16 protein-coding genes are annotated in these 20,452 nt (G+C 63.2%); 7 read left to right on the top strand and 9 right to left on the bottom strand.

What is annotated here, in order from left to right; all coding sequences use genetic code 11:
• Positions 1-6 precede the first annotated feature (6 nt).
• The 6 genes from G3256_RS04745 to G3256_RS04720 all read right to left on the bottom strand — a co-directional run bounded on the left by G3256_RS04745 (position 7) and on the right by G3256_RS04720 (position 6,085).
• Complete coding sequence (locus G3256_RS04745; RefSeq protein WP_169639727.1) at positions 7-501, bottom strand: hypothetical protein; 495 nt, start codon at positions 499-501, stop codon at positions 7-9.
• The gene (locus tag G3256_RS04740; protein WP_169639726.1) at positions 498-2,150 is read right to left on the bottom strand and encodes a hypothetical protein; all 1,653 of its coding nucleotides are present in this window, start codon (positions 2,148-2,150) and stop codon (positions 498-500) included. Before G3256_RS04740 ends, G3256_RS04745 begins: the two co-directional genes overlap by 4 nt.
• Positions 2,147-3,127 carry a membrane dipeptidase gene (locus tag G3256_RS04735; RefSeq protein WP_169639725.1) on the bottom strand — a complete coding sequence of 327 codons (981 nt, stop codon included), beginning with the start codon at positions 3,125-3,127 and terminating at the stop codon, positions 2,147-2,149. The genes G3256_RS04740 and G3256_RS04735 overlap by 4 nt, the downstream gene beginning before the upstream one ends.
• Before the next feature lie 394 nt (positions 3,128-3,521).
• The gene (locus G3256_RS04730) at positions 3,522-4,223 is read right to left on the bottom strand and encodes an anti-sigma factor (RefSeq protein WP_169639724.1); all 702 of its coding nucleotides are present in this window, start codon (positions 4,221-4,223) and stop codon (positions 3,522-3,524) included.
• Positions 4,220-4,774, bottom strand: coding sequence for a sigma-70 family RNA polymerase sigma factor (locus tag G3256_RS04725; protein ID WP_169639723.1), 555 nt, complete (start codon positions 4,772-4,774; stop codon positions 4,220-4,222). The genes G3256_RS04730 and G3256_RS04725 overlap by 4 nt, the downstream gene beginning before the upstream one ends.
• A 75-nt stretch (positions 4,775-4,849) precedes the next feature.
• Positions 4,850-6,085, bottom strand: coding sequence for an acyl-CoA dehydrogenase family protein (locus tag G3256_RS04720; RefSeq protein ID WP_169639722.1), 1,236 nt, complete (start codon positions 6,083-6,085; stop codon positions 4,850-4,852).
• A 97-nt stretch (positions 6,086-6,182) separates the two neighbouring features.
• Here G3256_RS04720 and G3256_RS04715 point away from each other — a divergent pair, with 97 nt between their 5' ends.
• The 4 genes from G3256_RS04715 to hutG all read left to right on the top strand — a co-directional run bounded on the left by G3256_RS04715 (position 6,183) and on the right by hutG (position 10,244).
• Positions 6,183-7,202, top strand: a complete 1,020-nt coding sequence (locus G3256_RS04715) for a phosphotransferase family protein (RefSeq protein WP_169639721.1) — start codon at positions 6,183-6,185, stop codon at positions 7,200-7,202.
• Between the two features lie 147 nt (positions 7,203-7,349).
• On the top strand, positions 7,350-8,540 hold the full coding sequence (locus tag G3256_RS04710) for an NAD(P)/FAD-dependent oxidoreductase (protein WP_169639720.1): 1,191 nt from the start codon (positions 7,350-7,352) through the stop codon (positions 8,538-8,540).
• 22 nt (positions 8,541-8,562) lie between these two features.
• Positions 8,563-9,396, top strand: a complete 834-nt coding sequence (locus tag G3256_RS04705) for an NAD-dependent epimerase/dehydratase family protein (RefSeq protein WP_169639719.1) — start codon at positions 8,563-8,565, stop codon at positions 9,394-9,396.
• Positions 9,397-9,434: 38 nt separating this feature from the next.
• Positions 9,435-10,244, top strand: a complete 810-nt coding sequence (gene hutG / locus G3256_RS04700; protein ID WP_169639718.1) for an N-formylglutamate deformylase — start codon at positions 9,435-9,437, stop codon at positions 10,242-10,244.
• Between the two features lie 27 nt (positions 10,245-10,271).
• Here hutG and G3256_RS04695 read toward each other — a convergent pair whose 3' ends face one another.
• Both G3256_RS04695 and G3256_RS04690 read right to left on the bottom strand, forming a co-directional pair.
• Complete coding sequence (locus G3256_RS04695; protein WP_169639717.1) at positions 10,272-11,552, bottom strand: tetratricopeptide repeat protein; 1,281 nt, start codon at positions 11,550-11,552, stop codon at positions 10,272-10,274.
• A 64-nt stretch (positions 11,553-11,616) separates the two neighbouring features.
• Positions 11,617-12,990 carry an MATE family efflux transporter gene (locus G3256_RS04690; RefSeq protein ID WP_169639716.1) on the bottom strand — a complete coding sequence of 458 codons (1,374 nt, stop codon included), beginning with the start codon at positions 12,988-12,990 and terminating at the stop codon, positions 11,617-11,619.
• 221 nt (positions 12,991-13,211) lie between these two features.
• On the opposite strand from G3256_RS04690, the gene G3256_RS04685 reads away from it, so the two are divergent.
• Positions 13,212-14,495 carry an alpha/beta hydrolase family protein gene (locus G3256_RS04685; RefSeq protein WP_169639715.1) on the top strand — a complete coding sequence of 428 codons (1,284 nt, stop codon included), beginning with the start codon at positions 13,212-13,214 and terminating at the stop codon, positions 14,493-14,495.
• Between the two features lie 47 nt (positions 14,496-14,542).
• Entirely contained in the window at positions 14,543-16,186 is a 1,644-nt protein-coding gene (locus G3256_RS04680; protein WP_169639714.1) for a tetratricopeptide repeat-containing sulfotransferase family protein, read from the top strand.
• Positions 16,187-16,196: 10 nt separating this feature from the next.
• Here G3256_RS04680 and G3256_RS04675 read toward each other — a convergent pair whose 3' ends face one another.
• Positions 16,197-18,266: a caspase family protein gene (locus tag G3256_RS04675; RefSeq protein ID WP_169639713.1), complete on the bottom strand. Its 2,070-nt coding sequence runs from the start codon at positions 18,264-18,266 to the stop codon at positions 16,197-16,199.
• 223 nt (positions 18,267-18,489) lie between these two features.
• Here G3256_RS04675 and parE point away from each other — a divergent pair, with 223 nt between their 5' ends.
• Positions 18,490-20,448: a DNA topoisomerase IV subunit B gene (gene parE, locus G3256_RS04670; protein ID WP_169639712.1), complete on the top strand. Its 1,959-nt coding sequence runs from the start codon at positions 18,490-18,492 to the stop codon at positions 20,446-20,448.
• Positions 20,449-20,452 lie beyond the last annotated feature (4 nt).

Raw genomic sequence — 20,452 nt, 5'->3', positions numbered from 1 at the left:
CACCCGTCAGTCGTTGTCGGTCAGCCCGGCACCGGCACCCGCGGCACGCGAGGCATCCGTTTCAGGCACATAGGTTTTCTCCGCAAGCGCAGTCATTTGCGCGATCAGCGCATCCGCGCAGGATATGCGACCGGGTACCGGCCTTTCCCGGGGTGTCCCGGGCTCGGTTCTCAGCTGCCAGACGCCGGCCTCACCTGCCGTCGCGGTCGCACGGCAGGGCAGCGCGTCGACATAGCTCTGCAGCAAACCGGGCGGTGCATCCGACATCACCACTGCCTCGGGCGCCGCTGCTGCCAGTGCGGCATCCAGCGCAAGTGGCAGATCCATGGCCGGCCCGCCCGGAAGCTCTGACAGCGCCGCATCAAGCTCAGTCGCCGGACGCCCGTATCTAAGATGAAGCGCCGCTGCCTGTCCGAAACGCGCCGCCTGCCACGCAGGCGCTCCGGCCCCGCGCGCGGCCTTTGATGCGAGTGCTGTGATTTCCGCAACCGACCAGGTCATCCGCCGAAAACCGGCAACCACCAGTCATCCGCGCGCGTGTCCAGTTCATCCGCCAGCGGCGCGCCCTGACAAAGCGTGATCCGTGTCCAGCGGTCCGATCGCGGGTCAAACCGCGAGGCACCGAAGAACGCAAGCTTGCAGCGCAGCATATCAATCGGCAGGCAGGTATCGGCGATCAGGTTGTCGCGGATCTCAGCATAGGGATAGCGCTCCCCGAGAGCCACCCGCGACGCCGCAAGCGCATGCTCGGGAAAGCGTGCCAGAAAGGCGGAAAGAGGCTCATCTTTCTGATTAAGATCGCGCCGCAGTGCCTTGATACTTCTGGCAATATCCAGCGGGCTTTCAAGCTCTTCACCCGGCTCGTCGAACCGCAGACCCAGCCGGGGTTCCTGTTTGGCCGCACTGACGTACCAGAACTGGCGGCACTGGTCAGGTGCCCCGTAATCGGGCGCCAGCGCCCAGGCGAACCCCGCGTCAACAGCCGCTGCAAGATCAGCGGTGCCAGCAAAGGGGACAACCTGCGCGCCAAAAGGATCACTCATGCAGTCGGCGAGACCGTCCACCAGCCCGCCAAAGGGCTCCATCACCAGAGCCGCCATCAGTTCCTGCAGATCAACGCTGCTCTGGCGGGTATGCGCCAGAAGCCGCGCAACCGGCATCTCTCCGGCAAGGGCGGCGGTCGCAAAACAGGGTGCCAGCCGCCGCCAGTCCTGTCGCAGAACCGCGATCCGCGCCTGATACGCCGGGTCAGGCACATCCCATTCCGCGAGGTGCCGCGCCACGCGCTTATAAAGCGCTTGCACACAGGCAATCTGTTCCGCATCAAGCGACGTAACAGCCCTGACACGGGCCAGTGCCGTTTCACGCACCATCATCCAGTTGTTCAGCAGCACAGGATGGTTCACCAGAAACGGCGCCATGCCCAGGCCGGTGGAATTCCCGATGCCCAGATGCCTTTTCAGCCTGCGGTCGAGCGCTCCACCGCCCAGATGCTCGGCCAGATCATGGGTAAACAGACGGATCAGCCAGACGGTCAGCATCTCGGCCATGAACGGCCCTTCGAGCCCCGGCCGGTCGTCATAAACGGCGCGGTCGGCGATCCCGAACTTTCCGTTACCGTAGACGGCAGTGGTCCGCATCAGGTAGCCCGTGGCGCGCACCAGCGCTTCATCAGGCTGACGGCCTGCCCGCAGGCGTTCCACCACATGCGAAAACAGACGGAACGACTTGTTGGCGCGGCTGAGCACAAGGTCCCGTTCCGTGAACCGGGCGGCCTCCTGCCGGGGCGCGGCAGCACAGATCCGCGCGATCTCATCTGCATCCGGCACACCGTCATAAAGGACATAGGCCGTGTCCCAGGCAGTAGCGATCACCCGGTCGGTGCGCTGACCGGGGGGCAGATCGGTGGCGACCGCAACAAGCGAATACGCATATCCGCCAAGCTCCAGGGAATAGACCGCGTGACCGAACCCGGCATCGCCGATCTCCCAGACCGGGCGGCGCACCTGCACCTGTTCTGCCGCCAGCCGGCGCATCAGCGTGCGCAGAAAAGACAGCCGCGTGGGGAACATCGCGCCCATGCGCTTCAGCCGCATCACCTCCGCGGGCGGGCGCAGCGGCGCCTGCGGGATATCCGGGAAATCCTTCATGCCGGCCCGAAGCCCGCGTCATAAAAGCGGTGCCAGTTGCCGCCCATGATCCCGTCCGTGTCGGTCTCCGACAGGCCGGCGGCAAGAAGCCCCGCACGGATGTTGCCGAAATCACGGTTGTCGCGGAACCAGTGCGGCATTGGCGGAAAGCCCGCATTTGCCGCTGTGCCCTCGCCGTAATCAATCACTTTGGACCAGCGTCCGACCCGCATCCACTCCACGACACTGTCCGGCTGGTTCTGGCACAGATCGGTCCCGATGCCGAGATACTCTGAACCATAGCGTCCGGCAGTATCCGCGATCATCCCGCAAAAGCTCTCAAGCGTGCAGTCTGTCCCGCCCGCGAGGTGATGCGGATAGACCGAAAACCCCAGCATCCCGCCCGCCTCTGTCAGCGCCCGCAGCACCCTGTCTGATTTGTTGCGCAGAGCGGCATGCCAGGCGTGCGGGTTCGCATGGGTGATCGCAACGGGGCGCGTCGAATGTTCAATCGCTTCCAGCGTCGAGCGCTCAGCGGAATGCGACATATCCACCACCATGCCAACGCGGTTCATTTCGCGCACCACCTGTCGGCCCATGCGCGTCAGCCCGGTGTCCTCATCTTCATAGCAGCCCGTGGCCAGCAGCGACTGATTGTTATAAGTCAGCTGCATAAACCGGATGCCGAGCTGGTGGCAGATCTCTACCAGACCGATGTCATCGCCGATGGGCGACGGATTCTGAAACCCGAAGAAAATCGCAGTCCGCCCGGTCTCCTGTGCCCGCGTGACGCAGCCGGCATGCGTACCCCTGAATATCAGGTCGGGATGGGCCTCAAACCAGCGGTTCCATTTCTCGAGGTTCAGGACCATCTCGCGAAAGCTCTCGTGATAGGCAATGGTCACATGGACTGCATCCACACCGCCCTCGCGCATCTGCGCAAAGATTTCCGGAGAGAAGTCAGCATACTGCAGATTATCGATCAAAGGCGCTCGCATGGCCGGCACTCTGGAACGGAAAACCCGCACGCTCAATTCCAAAAGCGACTGAATTGCCACCGGATCAGGCCCCGCAAAGGGTTACTCTCCCTTTCTGAGCGCTCCGGAGACTTCACAAAAGCGACTATTTTCTGTGGCAAGCTCAAATTCAGGCGGGAATACTTGTGAATACCCGATAATAACGCCCGGATGGCACCGTTTATCCACATCGGTCGCAAAATCTGCAAACCGCGGCGGGCGCTGCCAGTGACAACGCCCCGCCGGGCACTCATTAACAGGAACATTTGCCTGTTCTACTCTTTACACAACCTCTCCCGGCGGGGGGCTTTGCCGGGTTGGTTTGGTTCAGCCACGAACCGGGCTGTGCTGTAGTTTCAGGCAGAGACAGAATTTTTTAGAGCTCGGAGACAGCGCCTGCGCCGAGCACATCACCGGTCGGCGCACCTGTCGTCGAGCCACCCTCGGGTTCATCTGAAATCGCGAGGGTCAGCGCGCCTGCAATCTCTGCCAGATCTTCCGGCAGGATCACCCGTGCGTTCGGCGCATCGGGCAGTACGCCCAGAGAAACAGGGGCCGCATCCGGTGCAATCGCCCAGAGCTCCAGCACCCGACCGGCGCGCGCACTGCCCTCGGTCCGGTTAAGGACAAGCGCCTGACGCGACGGGTCATAAACCGCAAGCACCGTCAGGCCCTCATCTGCATTGGAAATCTGCGTCGCATAGACAGGAGCGGTCGGGACCTGATCAGGCGTAAGATCGCTGAAGCTGATCCAGGCCGCCAGACCAAGCGCTAGAAAGCTGATGCCCTGCCAGACCCAGAGTTTTTGCAGCAACGGCCGGCGTTCGGCGCCGAAAAGCCTGCGGTGCAGCCGGTTCCGCGCGCGGCGCGGCGGCTTTACCGGTTTGATATCGTCGGCAAGTGACGCAAGCCGTTGCTGCCACGCGGCCACAGCTGCGGCAAATTTCGCATCCGTCCTGAGCCGCTCGCGCAGCGGGCCCAGCTCATCTGCCGGTGTCAGCCCGAGGGCGAACTCCGCCGCCAGGCTGTCATCATCAGGGCCTTCGCCATCGCCCAGGACAAGCACATCATCGGTCATGACGACATACACTCCCTCAGCGACATCAGTCCACGGCGCAGCCAGGTGCGCATGGTGTTCAGGGGCACGTCAAAGCGGCTGGCAAGCTCAGCATAACTTTTGCCATCCAGATACGCGCCGCGCACCGCCGCTGCGCGGTCTTTCTCCAGACCGTCGAGGCATTTCTGCAGTTTGCGTGCCTCAGACGACGCCACAGCGGATTGCTCGGGCGTCAGCCCGGGTGCCACCAGCGTGCTTTCCACACTCTCGAAATCGGTACTGCCGCTTTTCTTTGCACGCAGCCGGTCAATCGACGTGTTGCGCGCAATTGTAATCAGCCATGTCATCGGGCTCAGACCGTTCGCCTGGTAGCGGTCCGCGTTGTTCCAGATTTTAACATAGGTGTCCTGCATGGCATCTTCCGCGGCGGCTTTGTCATTCAACACACGCAGGCAGACGCCGAATAGTTTCGCCGAAGTGGCCTCGTAGAGCCCGTCAAAGGCCGCGCGATCCCGCAAAGCAACCTTACCGATCAGCTTTTCGACCTTTTTGCGGTCTTTCGCTCCGAACACCCGTGTACCTCTTCCCAAACCCTCAGCGCCTGCATTTAGGGCAGGCAGGCGCGCGCTGTCAAACGCCCTGTCGTGTCAGATCTTTTCCTGCGTGTATCTGCGCAGCTCTGCCCGTGCCACCTGGCGGCGGTGCACCGCGTCCGGCCCGTCCGCAAAGCGCAGCGCACGCTGCCAGGTCCAGGCCATCGCCAGCGGCGTATCCTGGCTGATACCGGTGCCGCCGTGCATCTGCATCGCCTCGTCAATGACTTTGAGCGCCATGCGGGGGGCGACAACCTTGATCTGGCTGATCCAGGGCGCCGCGGCGCGCGCATCGCCCTGATCCATCATCCAGGCTGCTTTCAGGCACAGCATCCGCGCCATCTCGATCTCCATGCGGCATTCCGCGATCAGGTCGAAATTCGCCCCCAGCTGCGCCAGCGGCTTACCAAAGGCCTCTTTTTGCAGCGACCGGCGGCACATCAGCTCCAGCGCCGCCTCGGCCTGTCCCACCGAGCGCATGCAGTGATGAATGCGCCCCGGTCCGAGCCGCCCCTGAGCAATTTCGAAACCACGTCCTTCGCCGAGCAGCATATTTTCCGCAGGCACCCGCACGTCGGTAAAGCGCAGGTGCATATGCCCGTGCGGCGCGTCGTCATGGCCAAAGACCATCATCGGGCGCAGCACGTCGATGCCGGGCGTTTCCGCATCGACCACGATCATCGAATGGCGCTGATGTTTTGGCGCATCATCATCGCCGGTCCGCACCATGACGATATAGACCCTGCAACGCGGATCCCCTGCACCACTGGCCCAGTATTTTTCGCCGTTGAGCACATAACCGTCCCCGTCCTGCACGCAGGACATGGCGATATTGGTGGCATCCGAGCTTGCCACATCAGGCTCCGTCATCAGATAGGCCGAGCGGATCTCCCCTTCCAGCAGCGGAGCCAGCCACTGCTTTTTCATCGCCTCCGTCCCGTAGCGCTCAAAGACTTCCATATTGCCGGTATCCGGGGCCGAGCAGTTAAAAACCTCTGCCCCCAGCGGCGTTTTCCCCATCTCTTCGGCAAAATACGCATATTCGACCGTGCTGAGCCCGAACCCGCGGTCGCTGTCCGTCAGCCAGAAGTTCCACAGGCCCGCCGCCTTCGCCTTTGCTTTCAGCCCCTGCAGAATCTCCGCCTGCCGGTCGGTATAGGCCCAGCGGTCTCCCTTACCGACCTCTGCGTGGTATTCTGCCTCCAGCGGCATCACCTCGTCGCGGATCATCGCGGCCACGCGGGCCAGCAGATCACGCATTTCCGGCCGCATGCTGAAGTTCATATCCATGGCATTTCCTCCCGCGCCGGTTTTCAGGGCTTTCCCCGCGCCGCCAGACTTGCTTAGATCACGCGCAGATGTCCATGGGCGCCAGAGGGAATTCCGGATGCACGAGTTTGACCACGCCGCACTGGAACGATGCCTGCAACAGCACGTCGCCGGTTTCGGTCGTCTGGACACGATCACAAAATTCCCCGACGGGCAGTCCAACCCCACCTATCAGATCCGCAGCGGTGATGACGCCTATGTGCTGCGCGCGAGGCCACCGGGAAAGCTGCTGAAATCCGCCCATGCGGTGGACCGCGAATACCGTGTGATGAAAGCGCTGGCAGAGACCGGCGTGCCGGTGCCGGAGGTGTTTTACCTCTCCGGTGATGACACGCCGCTCGGCACCCAGTTCATGGTGATGGATCTGGTTGAGGGGCGCATCTTCTGGGATCCTGCCCTGCCCGATCAGGAGCGCACAGCCCGGGGCCGCATCTATGACGCGATGAATGCGACACTCGCACGGCTGCACCGGGTCAGGCCCGAGCGCGTGGGGCTGGACGATTATGGCAAGCCCGGAAACTATTTCGAACGCCAGGTCGCACGCTGGTCACGCCAGTACCTTGAGACGGCGACCGATCCGCTGCCCGATGCGGACTGGCTGATGGCCTGGCTCAGCGATCACATGGTCGCCGATGATGGCGAAAGCTGCATCGTGCACGGTGATTACCGCATTGATAACATCATCTTTCACCCCGACCGCGAAGAGATTGCCGCGGTGCTCGACTGGGAGCTCAGCACCCTGGGACACCCGCTGGCCGATCTCGCCTATCAGTGCATGCACTGGCGTCTGCCTTATGAGGGCCACTTCCGGGGTCTGGGCGGCGTGAACCGGCACGCCGAAGGCCTGCCCGACGAGGCCGACTACGTGGAGCGTTACTGCGACCGGCGCGGCATCGACCCGCCCGGCAACTGGGATTTCTACGTGGTGTTTTCCTATTTCAGGCTGCTCGCGATCCTGCAGGGGGTGCTGCGCCGCGGGCTCGACGGCAACGCCTCCAACCCGCGCGACATGCACCGCTGGCGCGACATCATCGCCCGTATGGCCCGGGACGCGCGCGCCCTGGCGGAACACGGCTGACCCCCGGCAGGCGGGGTCGCAGCACGCCACATCCCGCGCATGGCACCACACACACGGCGAGAAGGGTCCTCGCGTTCACAAAGCTTGACGTTGCAGGCAATCGGGTGTTGCTGGTCACGGTAACCCGGGCGGAAAAAGAGCGGCACCATGCCAGCACATACATCATATGACGTGATCATCGCGGGCGGGGCGATCTATGGCTCATCCGTGGCCTGGTGGCTGAGCCGTGAGCCCGGATTTGACGGCCGCATCCTCGTGATCGAACGCGATCCCACCTATGAATTTGCCTCGACCAGCCACACCAACAGCTGCATCCGCCAGCAGTTCTCCAACCCGACCAATATCGCCATCTCCCGCTTTGGCGCCGAATTTATCCGTAATTTCAGAGAGTTCATGGGCGGCGATCCGGATGTACCGGCTCTTGCGCTGCAAAGCTATGGCTATATGTATCTCGCCGACACGCCGGAGTTTGCACAGACCCTGAAAGAAAGCCAGCAGGTCCAGGCCTCTCTCGGCGCCGCCACCCGGCATATGTCGCGCGATGAGATCGCCGCCGCCTACCCCTTCTACCAGCTTGAAGACATCCTCGCGGGCAACCACAATCTGGTCGATGAGGGATATTTCGACGGTGGCACCATGTTCGACTGGTTCCGCAAAATGGCGCGGCACGGCGGCGTGGAATACATCCACGACGAGGTAACCGGGCTGAACCGCGAAGGCCCGCGCATCAACAGCGTCACCCTGAAATCAGGCGATACTGTCGGCTGCGGCACCTTCGTGAACGCCACCGGCACAAGAGGGGCTCAGACGGCACAGATGGCCGGCCTCGACATTCCCGTTGAGCCACGCAAACGCTACACCTGGATCTTTGACGCGGCCCGTCCGCTCGACCGGGATCTGCCGCTGACCATCGACCCTTCCGGCGTGCATGTGCGCAGCGACGGGCGCTATTACCTCGCGGGCGGGCCGCCCGATGAGGACCCTGCCGTGGGCCACGACGACTTCATCGCCGATCACGCGCTCTGGGAGGAAAAGTTCTGGCCCGTTATTGCCACCCGCATCCCGCAGTTTGAGGAAATCCGGCTGATCAACATGTGGGTCGGGCACTACGACTATAACACCTTCGATCAGAACGCGATTGTCGGACCGCACCCTGAGGTAGATAACTTCATGTTTGTGAACGGCTTTTCCGGCCACGGGCTGCAGCAGGCCCCCGCTTTCGGGCGCGGGCTGGCCGAACATATCACGTATGGCGCCTGGCGCAGCCTCGATCTCAGCCCCTTCTCAGTGTCGCGGATCCTGGCCGGTGAGACCTTCTTGGAAAGAGCTGTAATATGAGAGACCAAAGAGGAGAGATGCGATGAAACTGGTGCTGACAGGGGCCGCCGGCCGGCTGGGATCTTATCTGCGGGAGCCGCTGACGGCGCTCTGCGACGAGCTGGTCAGCACCGACATTGCCGGTGATATCGGCACGCTCTATCCGGGCGAGACCTATGTGCAGGCCGATCTGGCAGAGATGTATCAGATCGCCCCGGTGCTCGAGGGGGCCGATATGGTCATCCATTTCGGTGCCATCGTCGATGAAAAGCCTTTCGAGGAACTGCTCGGCCCGAATTTCGTGGGTTCCTACAACATCTGGGAGGCGGGCTATAAGGCCGGCGTGCGGCGCATCATCTATGCCTCGTCGATCCACGCGGTGGGCATGCATCTGAAATCGGATTTCATCGGCACCGACGCCGAACACCGCCCCGACACCTTCTACGGCCTCGCCAAATGTTTCACCGAGGATCTGGGCCGCATGTACTGGGACAAACGCGGGCTGGAATCGGTGCATCTGCGCATTCTCAGCTGCGCCCAGGTCAACAACTCCCGCGCTCTCGGCTCCTGGCTCAGCTACGGTGATCTCATCCAGCTGGTGGTGCGGGCGATTGATACGCCCTCCACCGGTTTTGCCATCATCTACGGCGTGTCCGACAACGACCGCGCGCCCGTGGACAATGCAAAGGCCTCGTTTCTGGGTTATCGTCCGAAGGACAACGCCGAAGTCTTCGCCGCCGACGTGCTGGCCGCCGCGGAACCCGTGGATACCACCGACCCCGGGCAGATGTGCCACGGCGGACCGTTTGCCAAAGTTGATCTGGGGCAAAGCGGGCTCGCGCAGATGAATGTGATAAACGACAAAAAAGAAACCTGAGGAGCCGCGGCCCTTTGCCGGGGCGGAGAACCTGAACAATGCCGGTCCACGTGCTGCCCGCAGAGAGCCCTCTGATCCTGTCCATGCCGCATACCGGCACAGATATTCCACCCGTCTGGTACCGGCGGCTCAACGAGACCGGACAGGGCCTTATCGATACGGACTGGCACGTGGACAGGCTTTATGACCGCCTCGTGCCCGACGCCACAATCGTGCGGGCGCGCTTTCACCGCTATGTCTCGGATGCCAACCGCGATCCTGAAGGCGCGTCTCTTTATCCCGGACAGAACACCACCGGGCTGGTGCCGCTGACCACCTTCGACGGGGACCCGATCTGGGACGATCCGCCGACCGCCCGCGAAATGAAGAGCCTTCAGTCGGCATTCTTTGCCCCCTATCACGCTGCCCTCGCCGCACAGATCGCGCGGGTACAGCTGGCATTCGGATACGCCATTCTTTTCGACTGCCACTCGATCCGGTCACGTGTGCCGCACCTTTTCGAAGGTCGGCTGCCGGACCTGAACATCGGCACCTACAACGGTGCCTCCTGCGATGCACGCCTGGCCGCGGGTGTGGCCGGCATCTGCAACCGCGCGTCGGGATACACAACTGTTCTGAACGGCCGCTTCAGGGGCGGCTGGACCACGCGGCGCTATGGCAGGCCCCACGCCGGCGTACACGCCATCCAGATGGAACTGGCGCAGAGCACCTATCTGACGTCCGAGCAGGAGCCCTGGCATTATGACGCGGAAAAAGCCTCGGACCTGCGGGATGTTCTGCGTGAGCTTCTGCAGTATCTGATCGGCTGGACCCCCGGGTCCGCATCAAGTATAAAACAGAATATATAATCTATTTCAGCGCCTTATAGGGCTTACTTAGTGCGTCGCATGAGTATCCGCGCCGGATACCAGCAGGGGCCTGCGCAGCCGGGCGATGTCCTGTGCCTCGCGCTCGCGCCCGTCCCGGATCAGGCTGGTCAGCAGGCACTGTTCCACCAGATCGCGCTGCGCCCGGCTGCCGCCGATCCGCGCCAGATCGCTCATTGCACCGGTCAGGTTTTCTGACGCGGCACCCCAGTCTTCTGCCGCCATTGCCCGGAAACCACAGGCCAGCCCCGGCACCAGATCCGCCGCCGGCCCCGCCGGAGCGGTGATGATCGCCTCAAGGGCTGCGTCATTGCCCGCCATCGCATGTGCCAGTGCGGCATGCACATCGATGAAAGCATTACCCGTGGCAGGAAAGGCCTGCAGCGCATAGGCGCTGACAGCAGCCCAGCGATCCGCTGAGACCGCAACACCCGCCATCATCGCGCGCTGCAGGATTGATGCCGTGTCGGTCAGCACATTGATGCCCGGGCTCAGACTGCCGCTGTCAGGGGCGACCGCCGCATCCACCTGCGCCCACATCGCTTCGGTGTCCCGCTCCGCGAGCGACCAGAGTGCGGAATGCCAGGTCAGATGACCATACATGATCCCGTCGCGCGCATATGGCGCCAGCCAGTCACTCAGCCAGGCGCGCCCTTCTGCGGTGCGCCCGGTCTCATAAAGGATATGGCTGCGCACATGCGCACCATGGGCATTGCGGTCTCTGAGTGCGAGGGCGCGGTCAATCTGTGCCTCCGCCCGCGCCAGCGCCCCGTTCTCACAGAGCGCAAAAGCGTACTGGCTGGTCATCCACCAGTCTTCGCCGTAGTGCGGCATCAGCGCTGCGGTAAAGGCAAGGATTTCAGCCTCACGCCCGGGCTGCCCGGAAAAACCGATGAGCCCGAAAACCGATGAGCAGGTCTGTGCGACAAGTGCATCCCGGGGCCAGGTGTTCACATGCGCCCGGATCGCGGCATAGGCCTGCGGCCCCTTGCCCGCGATCAGCAGGTCAAAAGCGTTGAGATGGCTGCGTTCGCGCTCCGTGAGCCCTGCCGGTAAGGATCGCGCGCGTTCCATCGCCTGCCCGGCTGCCGGCATCGCCCCGAAAGACTGATGCGCCCGCGCCAGACCGACCCAGCCCAGGGCAAACGCCGGATCGGCTTCGGTGACAGCTTCAAAAGCCGGGATCAGACCCGGCGCACCGGCCAGCAGGCAATCAACGGCATCCGCGTAAGCATCGGCCACGGCCGCCGAGGCGGTGGTGATTGTGTTGTCGTATCTGTCGGTTTGCATGGCATCCCCCGGGGTCTGAGGCCGAGTCTGCTCACACAGACCGGGCCGGTCAAGAGTGATATCCTCAGCCGGCGACGGGAACACCCGCCCTGACATCCCGCATGGCAACCAGCCAGAAACGCCAGGACAACAGGATCGCGGCCATCCCGAGGCCGGTCACAAGACCCAGCCAGATGCCGATCCCGCCCATCCCGAACCAGAACCCGAAAATATAAGAGCACGGGATGCCAAGCCCCCAGTAGCTGACGGCGGCAAAGACCATCGGGGCACGCGTGTCCTGCACCCCGCGTAGCAGGCCCAGGGCGATGGCCTGGGCACCATCGACCAGCTGAAAGAGCGCGGCCATGCCCAGAAGCCCGACACCGATCGACAGGATCGCCACCCGCTGAGGCTCATCTTCCTGCATAAAGAGGTTCAGCAGCGGCTCGGGAAAGGTCACGAAAACAGCAATCGTCAGCGCCGAGGTAATCAGAGACAGTACCGTGACGGTGATGCCGCCGCGTTCCATATGATCAGGATCGCGCCGTCCAAGCGCATTGCCGGCCCGGATCGTGGCGGCATTGCTCAGACCCAGATGCACCATGAACGTAACAGCCGCCAGCTGCACCGCGATGCCGTGTGCCGCCAGTGCCACGGTGCCGATCCACCCCATCATCAGCGCCGAAGCCGCGAAAAGCCCGGTTTCGGACAGGCTGGTCAGCCCGATCGGCCATCCCAGTGCAAAAACCCGTTTCAGCATCTGCGGATCGGCCCGCCAGAGCCGCCGGAAAAGCGCATGCTGTGGCAGACTGCGGCGGACATAGATCACTGTCAGCACCAGATAGGCCACCTGACTGACCACAGACGCAATTGCGGCCCCCGTAATACCAAGCTCAGGCGCGCCCCAGTTGCCAAAGATCAGCGCATAATTGGCCAGCCCGTTCACCACGGCACCCGCGACGGTGATCCAGAACACCACCTGCGTGCGTTCCAGCGCCGCCAGATAGGATTTCAGCACCATCACGATCAGCGCAGGAAAAATACCAAAGCCCGCAACGCGCAGATAGAGGCCCGCGTCTGCGGCCACCTGATCGCTCTGCCCCATGAGCCGCAGCACCGGCTCAGACCAGTACATCAGCGGCATCGCCAGCACTGCAAACCCGAGGCTCAGCCAGAGCCCCATACGCGTGGCCCGGCGCAGGCCCGTTTCGTCGTCTTCAGCTGCAAACGAGGCGACCAGCGGCATCACCGCCCAGGCAAATCCGGCACCAAAAATCATCAGCGTAAAGAAAAAGGTCGATCCCAGCGTGACCGCCGCCAGAGCATCGACGCTGTACCAGCCCAGCATGACCGTATCGGTCACGCCCACCAGAACCTGTGCCACATGCCCGCCCACCAGCGGCAGGCCCAGACGCAGCACGGCCCGGGTATGTCCTGAATATGTCATCACCTGCGGCATAAGCCTGCCATACGCCCGGGGCGCGCTCAGGAAAAGGGCCGATCTGCGTAAAAATTCTGCCGCCCGGTGACGCCATTCCCGTATGACTGGAAGTCGGGCACTGGGCCGTTTCAGGCGCTGCCGTAACCCGTCCGGGCGGATAAGTGCTTGATTTAGGTTCAGATCGTGTCAGATTGCTCAGTTATGAGGCGTGCAGAAAACATGCGACCGGAGTCCAGAACGTGACGAGAACCAGCATTTTCGCCTGCATTGCCGCTCTGGCGGCGACACCCGCGCTCACCAACCCTGTTGATCTTGTCCGCCCCGATGCACCTGAGCTTGCGTTCTTCGGAACCCTGCCCGTGGGCGTTCAGACGCTTGAATTTGTGAACCCGGGCCAGATCGACATCGTCAATGTCACAGACCAGGACATCCCGCTCTATGACCGGCCGCTGACGGTGGAGGTCTGGTACCCCGCTGAAGACGACAGCAGCGCCCGCACGGGTTATGACACGGTTCTGCGCGATGGCGTGACGCCCGTCACTCTGACCGGCCGGGCGACGCGCGATGCTGATCCCGCAGCAGAAGGTATGTTTCCGCTGATCGTGATCAGCCACGGCTATCCCGGCAACCGATATCTGATGGCGCATCTGGGCGAGAACCTCGCATCGAAGGGTTTTGTGACGGTCTCCGTTGATCACACCGACAGCACCTATTCTGATCAGGGGGCTTTCGGCTCGACGCTGTATCACCGGCCGCTGGACCAGCGCTTTGTCATCGACCAGATGGAGGCGCTGGAAAGCCGGCTGGGCGGCATCATCGACACGTCCGTGGTGGGGATAATCGGCTATTCGATGGGCGGATACGGTGCGCTTGTTTTTGGCGGCGCGGGCGTCACCCAGCAGGCGACCGAAGCTGCATGGGGCACGCCCCGCGGGCTGCTGACAGCACATCTCTCGGGCTCTGAGAGCCTGGCGGCACTGAGAGACCCGCGCGTGCGGGCGATCGTGGCCATCGGCCCCTGGGGCCGCAACGCGGATGTCTGGGATGCCAACGGTATGGCCGGACTGGATACACCGACGCTGATCATGGCGGGGGGCTCTGATGACGTTTCCGTCTACGGGGCGATCCGGACGATTTTTGAAGAGGCCGGCAATACCGAACGTCATCTGCTGACCTTTGTAAACGCAAACCACAATGCAGCCGCCCCGATCCCCGCCCCGGCCGAAGCCTGGGACCCGGTTGAAACGCTCGATTTTGTGCCCTTTGAGCATTATGCCGATCCGGTCTGGGACAGCACGCGGATGAACAATATCGCGCAGCATTTCGCCACCGCCTTTTTTGATCTGCACCTTCGGGGCGATGTTTCCCGGCGCCCCTATCTTGAGCTTATTCCCAATGCAAACGACGGGGTTGTGGCTCTGGATGAAGAGGCGCTTCCAACGGACGATCACACCTACTGGGCAGGCTTTCCGGCGCGGACGGCGCGCGGGCTGCGCTTTGAGACACTCAGCGTCGGCGAATAGCTCCGCGTTGACATCGCCGCTGCGGACATTCATCAGACAGCATGTCCATGGATATCGTGCGAAAGATCAACAGACTGATGGCCGCGGGCGACTATGTCGCAGCGCAGAAACGCATCCGTCCGCTGGCAAAGAAAGAACCCCGCAACGCCGGGCTGCAGAATATGGCCGGGCTGACTTTTGCCAGAGGCGGGCAGCACAAAGCCGCCCTGCCCTATTTCGCCGCGGCGGTGAAAGCAGCCCCTGAGCAGACGGACTTCCGGTGCAATCTGACCCTTTCCCTGGTGCTCTGCGGCGAGGACGCAAAAGCCGCCGGACAGATCGACAGGCTGATCAGCGCAGCACCGGATGATGCACGTCCCTGGCACATGCGCGCGATGCTGCACCAGCGTGCCGGCGCCCACGACGAAGCGGTAAAAGCCGCGACGCAGGCCCTTACCCGTGACCCGCAGATGGCCGATGCGCTGAACCTGCGCGCGGTTGCATACACCTTCCTGCGCGACGACGCCGCTGCACTGGCAGATTTCGAAGCGGCCGCAGCGCGGCGGCCGGACGATTCCAAAACGCTGCGCCAGCTCGGCAAGCAACTCAGCCAGATGGGCCTGCAGGAGCGCGCACTGGAGGCCTGGGGACAGGCGTTGCAGCTTACACCGGGCCATCCGAATACGCTCGCCCGTGTGGCCGAAGTCTGTCCGCCCGATACGCTGCCTCAGGTACGTGAGGCTGCGGAAAAGGCACTTGCCGCGCGCCCGGCCGACCCTGCGGACCGCGCACAGCTGATGCTTGCCGGGGCCACGGCGATGCACCGCTCAGGGCAGGCATCCGACGCGATGGAGCTGTTACACCGGCTGCATGCGCTGGACGCGCGGCACCACTCGTGGGACAGGCGCGCCGCGCGGGACGAATTCGAGCGGATGACCTCGCTTTTCCCCGCGCCTGCCGACATTGCACGCCCCGCCGCTCAGACACCCTCGCCGGTCTTCGTCACCGGGCTCCCCCGCTCGGGCACGACGCTGGTCGAAATGATCCTGAGCCGGGTGCCGGGTGTTGCCGCACGGGGTGAACTGCCGATGGCCGCCGCCCGCGCTCAGGCCTTTCTGGCGACCGGGCGCCCGGTCACGGCTGAGGCGCTGGCAAATTTTGCCGAAGGGTTCCGCACAGACATGCCTCCGGTCCCGGAGGAGGCGTCCGTTTTCACCGACAAGATGCCTGCCAATTTCCGCTACATCGGGCTTCTGGCCGATACTTTTCCTGACGCGCGCTTCGTCTGCGTCGGGCGCGACCCGCGCGATGTCGCTCTGTCTATGTGGCGCCGGCGCTTTGTCACCGAGGGCATGAATTTCGCCAGTCGTCTTTCGGATATCGCCGATTACGCCAACCTTTTCGCGCTCTATATGCGCCACTGGCAGGCGACCTGCGCCGACCGGATCCTGACAGTGCGCTATGAAGATCTGGTGTCGGACATGGACAGCGGCACCCGTGCGATCGCAGAGCACTGCGGCCTCGCATGGACTGAAAAGATGCTGCATCCGGAAGAGAGCGACGCGCGGGTGGAAACCGCAAGTAAAGATCAGGTGCGCGCCCGGGTCCACACCCGTTCCGTGGGGGGCTGGCAGCGCTTTGCCGGCGATTTCAAAGAATTCACCGACAATCTGGATCCGGATCTCTGGCCGGGCATTGCAACGCCGGATTGACCGGGCCTGCCTACGGAAATTCCATAATGTACCCGCGATCCGCATCCGGGTAATCGCCCCAGCGCGCTGATGTTTTCACAGAGTTCAGCGGCGTTCGGCTGCGGTAGGTGAAAGTCACGATATCTTCATTATCGGCATAGTTGTTCGGTTCGCCCGCACCCCAGTTGGTGTAAGCCAGAGCCTCTCCGGTCACCCACGCAAAGCCGCCGGCGGGCTCGCGCGCATCCGGTGACTGGGCCAGACCAAAGGCTGGTCCGAACACATCCAGCGCCGGGTTCTGCGTGATCCGCCAGAACCTGTCGTCGTGCTGCACCATGCTGTAAACAAACTGGTTCTCCGCACGGGACGTCATCGTGGCCAGATGTCCGCCAAGCGCGCGGGCCTTACTCACGGCAGCCGCCCAGGGTGTTGCGCCCCAGCTTTGTACCGCGACATAAAGCCGGTCCTCGAAATAGCCGTAAACGAAGGCCTGGCCGCGCAGCGCCCTTGCGACCCGTGTGAGCCGCGGATCATCATGCAGGCGGCTAAGGGTGTCAGCGTCGTGTTTCTCTGCCTCCCGGCCCGAGATGAACCGGTCACGCGCCGCACTGCGCGCCGCAGGCGCGGGCTGTGCGGCAGGTGTTGCCGCATCCGGCGCGGGGCGCGGCGATGCCGCCGGGTCAAAGTTCAGCGCTGCCAGCGTCGACTTATTGAGCACGCCGGTGGCTGCAAGCCCCGATGCCGACTGAAACACACTGATGGCATTGCGCGTTCTGGCCCCGATCAGCCCGTCCACCGGCCCGGCATCAAAGCCGCGCGCATTCAGCGCTGACTGCACGCCGCGCAGCTGGCCACGCGTCAGCCCGAGCGCTTTCTCCTGCCCCGGAAACGCGTCCGGCGGCCGTTTCGCTGCTGTTTTCTGCACCGTTTCCGCAGCTTTGCGATCAAGCGCGCTCACCACAAGGGCACTGCGTTTGAGTTTCGCCTTCTGCATGAGAGGATGGTCGGGGTATTCGGCATAGCGGTGAATGAACCGGGTCCACTGCGATATGTCCGCTGCGGCATCCGCCGATGAATACTCTTTCACCATCTGTTCGGTCGAAAGGCCGGAACCGCTCGCTGTGGCGCCCGGCCGCGCCGCCGGCAGACTGCTCATTGCGGCCATGCGCACTGCTTCGCGTTTCTGCTGCGCGATGGTCATCAGCTGGTTGTCGGGCAGGTCTGCATAGCGGCCCAGAAACGCAGTCCAGTCCCGGTCGGTGCCCGCCGCCTCCGCTTCGGCAAAATCCGCCACCATCTGCTGCATGCGCAAAAGCGCGCCCGAGGCATCCGGTGTCAGCTCAGGCGTGGCGCGCGGCGGCATCAGGAAAATATCGCGCCCGGGCAGCGAGCCATAGGTAAAGGGTTCCTGAGCGCCGTCCGTCAGCTCCCAGACGGTATCGCGCACGCGGCGGAACATCTTGCCCAACTCCAGCCCGGGTTCTTCGATGTGCGACAGCAGCGCACGCGCATAGGGGCTGTTGCGCCCGTCACCATCCATCGCCAGCGTCCCGCTGCGCGCGGCATAGCCCACAAGGACACCGCTGGGATCAACCCGCGCCAGACCGCGCCCGACCGAACGTGTCCCGCTGGCATAGACCATATCGGACAGGAACGGATTGTTCCGGCAGGCATCCACCAGAATGAGCTTGAGCCCCCGCGCGCCCGAGACCGCACGCACAAAGCTCTCCAGCCGCAGCGCCTCAAGATCAACGTCGCGGTCGCTGCGCAGTTCAGCATTTACCGGGATCAGGTAATTGGTGTTTTCGATCTCGATCCCGTGGCCGGCGAAATAGACGATGACCATATCCGCGTCCTGCGCGGCCTCGGCGAAATCGCGCAGCGTCAGGCGCATCTGCCGGTAATCAAGGTTCATCCCCTGCGTCACCGTAAACCCGATGCGCTCCAGCGCCGCGGCGAGGTCGGTGGCGTCATTTGCGGGATTGTTCAGGCTGGCGACGTGATCGTATTCCGAATTACCGATCACCAGCGCGATGCGTTTGGCCTGCGCAGCAGCGCTCTGCGGCCAGAGCCCTGCCAGAAGGCACAAAACCACCAGCACCAGAGCGCCCGCCCCGTGGCAGACCCGGTCCCACCGCCTATGTCGTATCCCGTCCACGACTCGCAGAATACGCGCTTTTGCCCGATTCCCAAAGCCCGGGCCGCGCGCCTCTCAGCGGTGCCCCCGGTCCTGCGGATCCGCACGGTTACCCGGGCTCAGGGCTTCCCCCGGCCCCGCCCCTCTGCCATACTCTGTCACAATCATAAAAAAGAGGCCTGAGCATATGCCCAATGATCTGTTGTCCGGCACCACGCCCGAAGGCTACGACGCCTCCTCCATCGAGGTCCTCGAAGGCCTCGAACCTGTGCGCAAACGCCCCGGCATGTATATCGGCGGCACCGATGAACGCGCGCTGCACCACCTGGTGGCCGAAGTGCTCGACAACTCCATGGACGAGGCCGTCGCAGGCCACGCCAACCGCATCGAGGTCGAACTGCACGACGACTACGCTGTCACCGTGCGCGACAACGGGCGTGGCATCCCTGTCGACCCGCACCCCAAATTCCCCGATAAATCCGCCCTCGAAGTCATCCTCTGCACGCTGCACGCGGGGGGCAAATTCTCCGGCAAGGCCTATGAGACCTCGGGGGGCCTGCACGGTGTCGGCGCCTCGGTCGTCAATGCACTCAGCGACAGCATGGTGGTCCAGGTCGCCCGCAACAAGGAACTCTACGAGCAGCGCTTCTCACGCGGCCTGCCCCTTGGCCCGGTGGAAAAAACCGGCGCGGCCCCGAACCGGCGCGGCACCACCGTCACCTTTCACGCGGACCCCGAAATATTCGGCACCCACCGCTTCAAACCCGCGCGCCTCTTCAAATCGATCCGCTCCAAGGCCTATCTCTTCTCCGGCGTCGAAATCCGCTGGAAATCCGCCATAGATGACGGTGAAACGCCGACTGAGGCCACCTTCCACTTCCCCGGCGGCCTCTCGGACTATCTCTCGGAAACGCTGGGCACAGCCACCACCTATGCCGAAAATCCCTTTGCCGGAACCGTTGATTTCAAAGAAAAATTCGGCCAGGCGGGCAAGGTCGAATGGGCAATCAACTGGACGCCCTCGCGCGACGGGTTCATCCAGTCCTACTGCAACACCGTGCCCACGCCCGAGGGCGGCACCCATGTGGCGGGCTTCTGGGCCGCGATCCTCAAGGGCATCAAGGCCTACGGCGAGCTTTCCAACAACCGCAAGGCCGCGCAGATCACCCGCGACGATCTTTTGTCGGGCGGTTGCGCGCTGGTCTCCTGCTTCATCGCCGACCCGGCCTTTGTGGGCCAGACCAAGGACCGGCTCTCCACCGAGGCCGCCGCCAAAATGACCGAAGGAGCCGTGCGCGACCACTTCGACAACTGGCTCGCCGCCGACACGAAATCCGCAGGCAGCATCCTCGATTTTCTTGTACTGCGCGCCGAGGAACGTCTGCGCCGCCGCCAGGAAAAGGAAACCGCCCGCAAATCGGCCACCAAAAAGCTGCGCCTGCCGGGCAAACTCACCGACTGCACGTCGAAATCGCGCGAAGGTACCGAGCTTTTCATCGTCGAGGGCGACAGCGCCGGCGGCTCCGGCAAGGGCGCGCGCAACCGCAACACCCAGGCCCTGCTGCCGCTCAAGGGCAAGATCCTCAACGTGCTGGGCGCTGCCTCCTCGAAGCTCGGCTCAAACGCGGAAATTTCCGACCTCTGCGAGGCGCTTGGCTGCGGCATGGGCACGCGGTTTAACCTTGATGACCTGCGCTATGACAAGATCATCATCATGACGGATGCGGATGTGGACGGCGCGCATATCGCCTCGCTGCTGATGACGTTTTTCTTCACCCAGATGCGCCCGCTCATCGACGCCGGCCACCTCTACCTCGCCTGCCCGCCGCTCTTCCGGCTCACCCAGGGGCCCAAACGGGTATATTGTCTGGACGAGGCTGAGAAAAACGCCTGGCTGGAGAAAGGTCTGGGCGGCAAGGGCAAAATCGACGTATCCCGCTTCAAGGGCCTCGGCGAAATGGACGCCAAAGATCTCAAAGAAACCACCATGGACCCCGCGACCCGCAAACTCATCCGCGTGTCGATTGACGAGGATATGCCGGGAGAAACGGGTGATCTTGTCGAGCGCCTGATGGGGAAAAAGCCGGAACTGCGGTATCAGTACATCCAGGAAAACGCGAAGTTTGTGGAGGAGCTGGATGTTTGAGGGA

It is taken from the genome of Roseobacter ponti, assembly GCF_012932215.1.
GTDB classification, from domain to species: domain Bacteria; phylum Pseudomonadota; class Alphaproteobacteria; order Rhodobacterales; family Rhodobacteraceae; genus Roseobacter; species Roseobacter ponti.
This window is presented reverse-complemented; position numbering and strand designations above follow the sequence as displayed.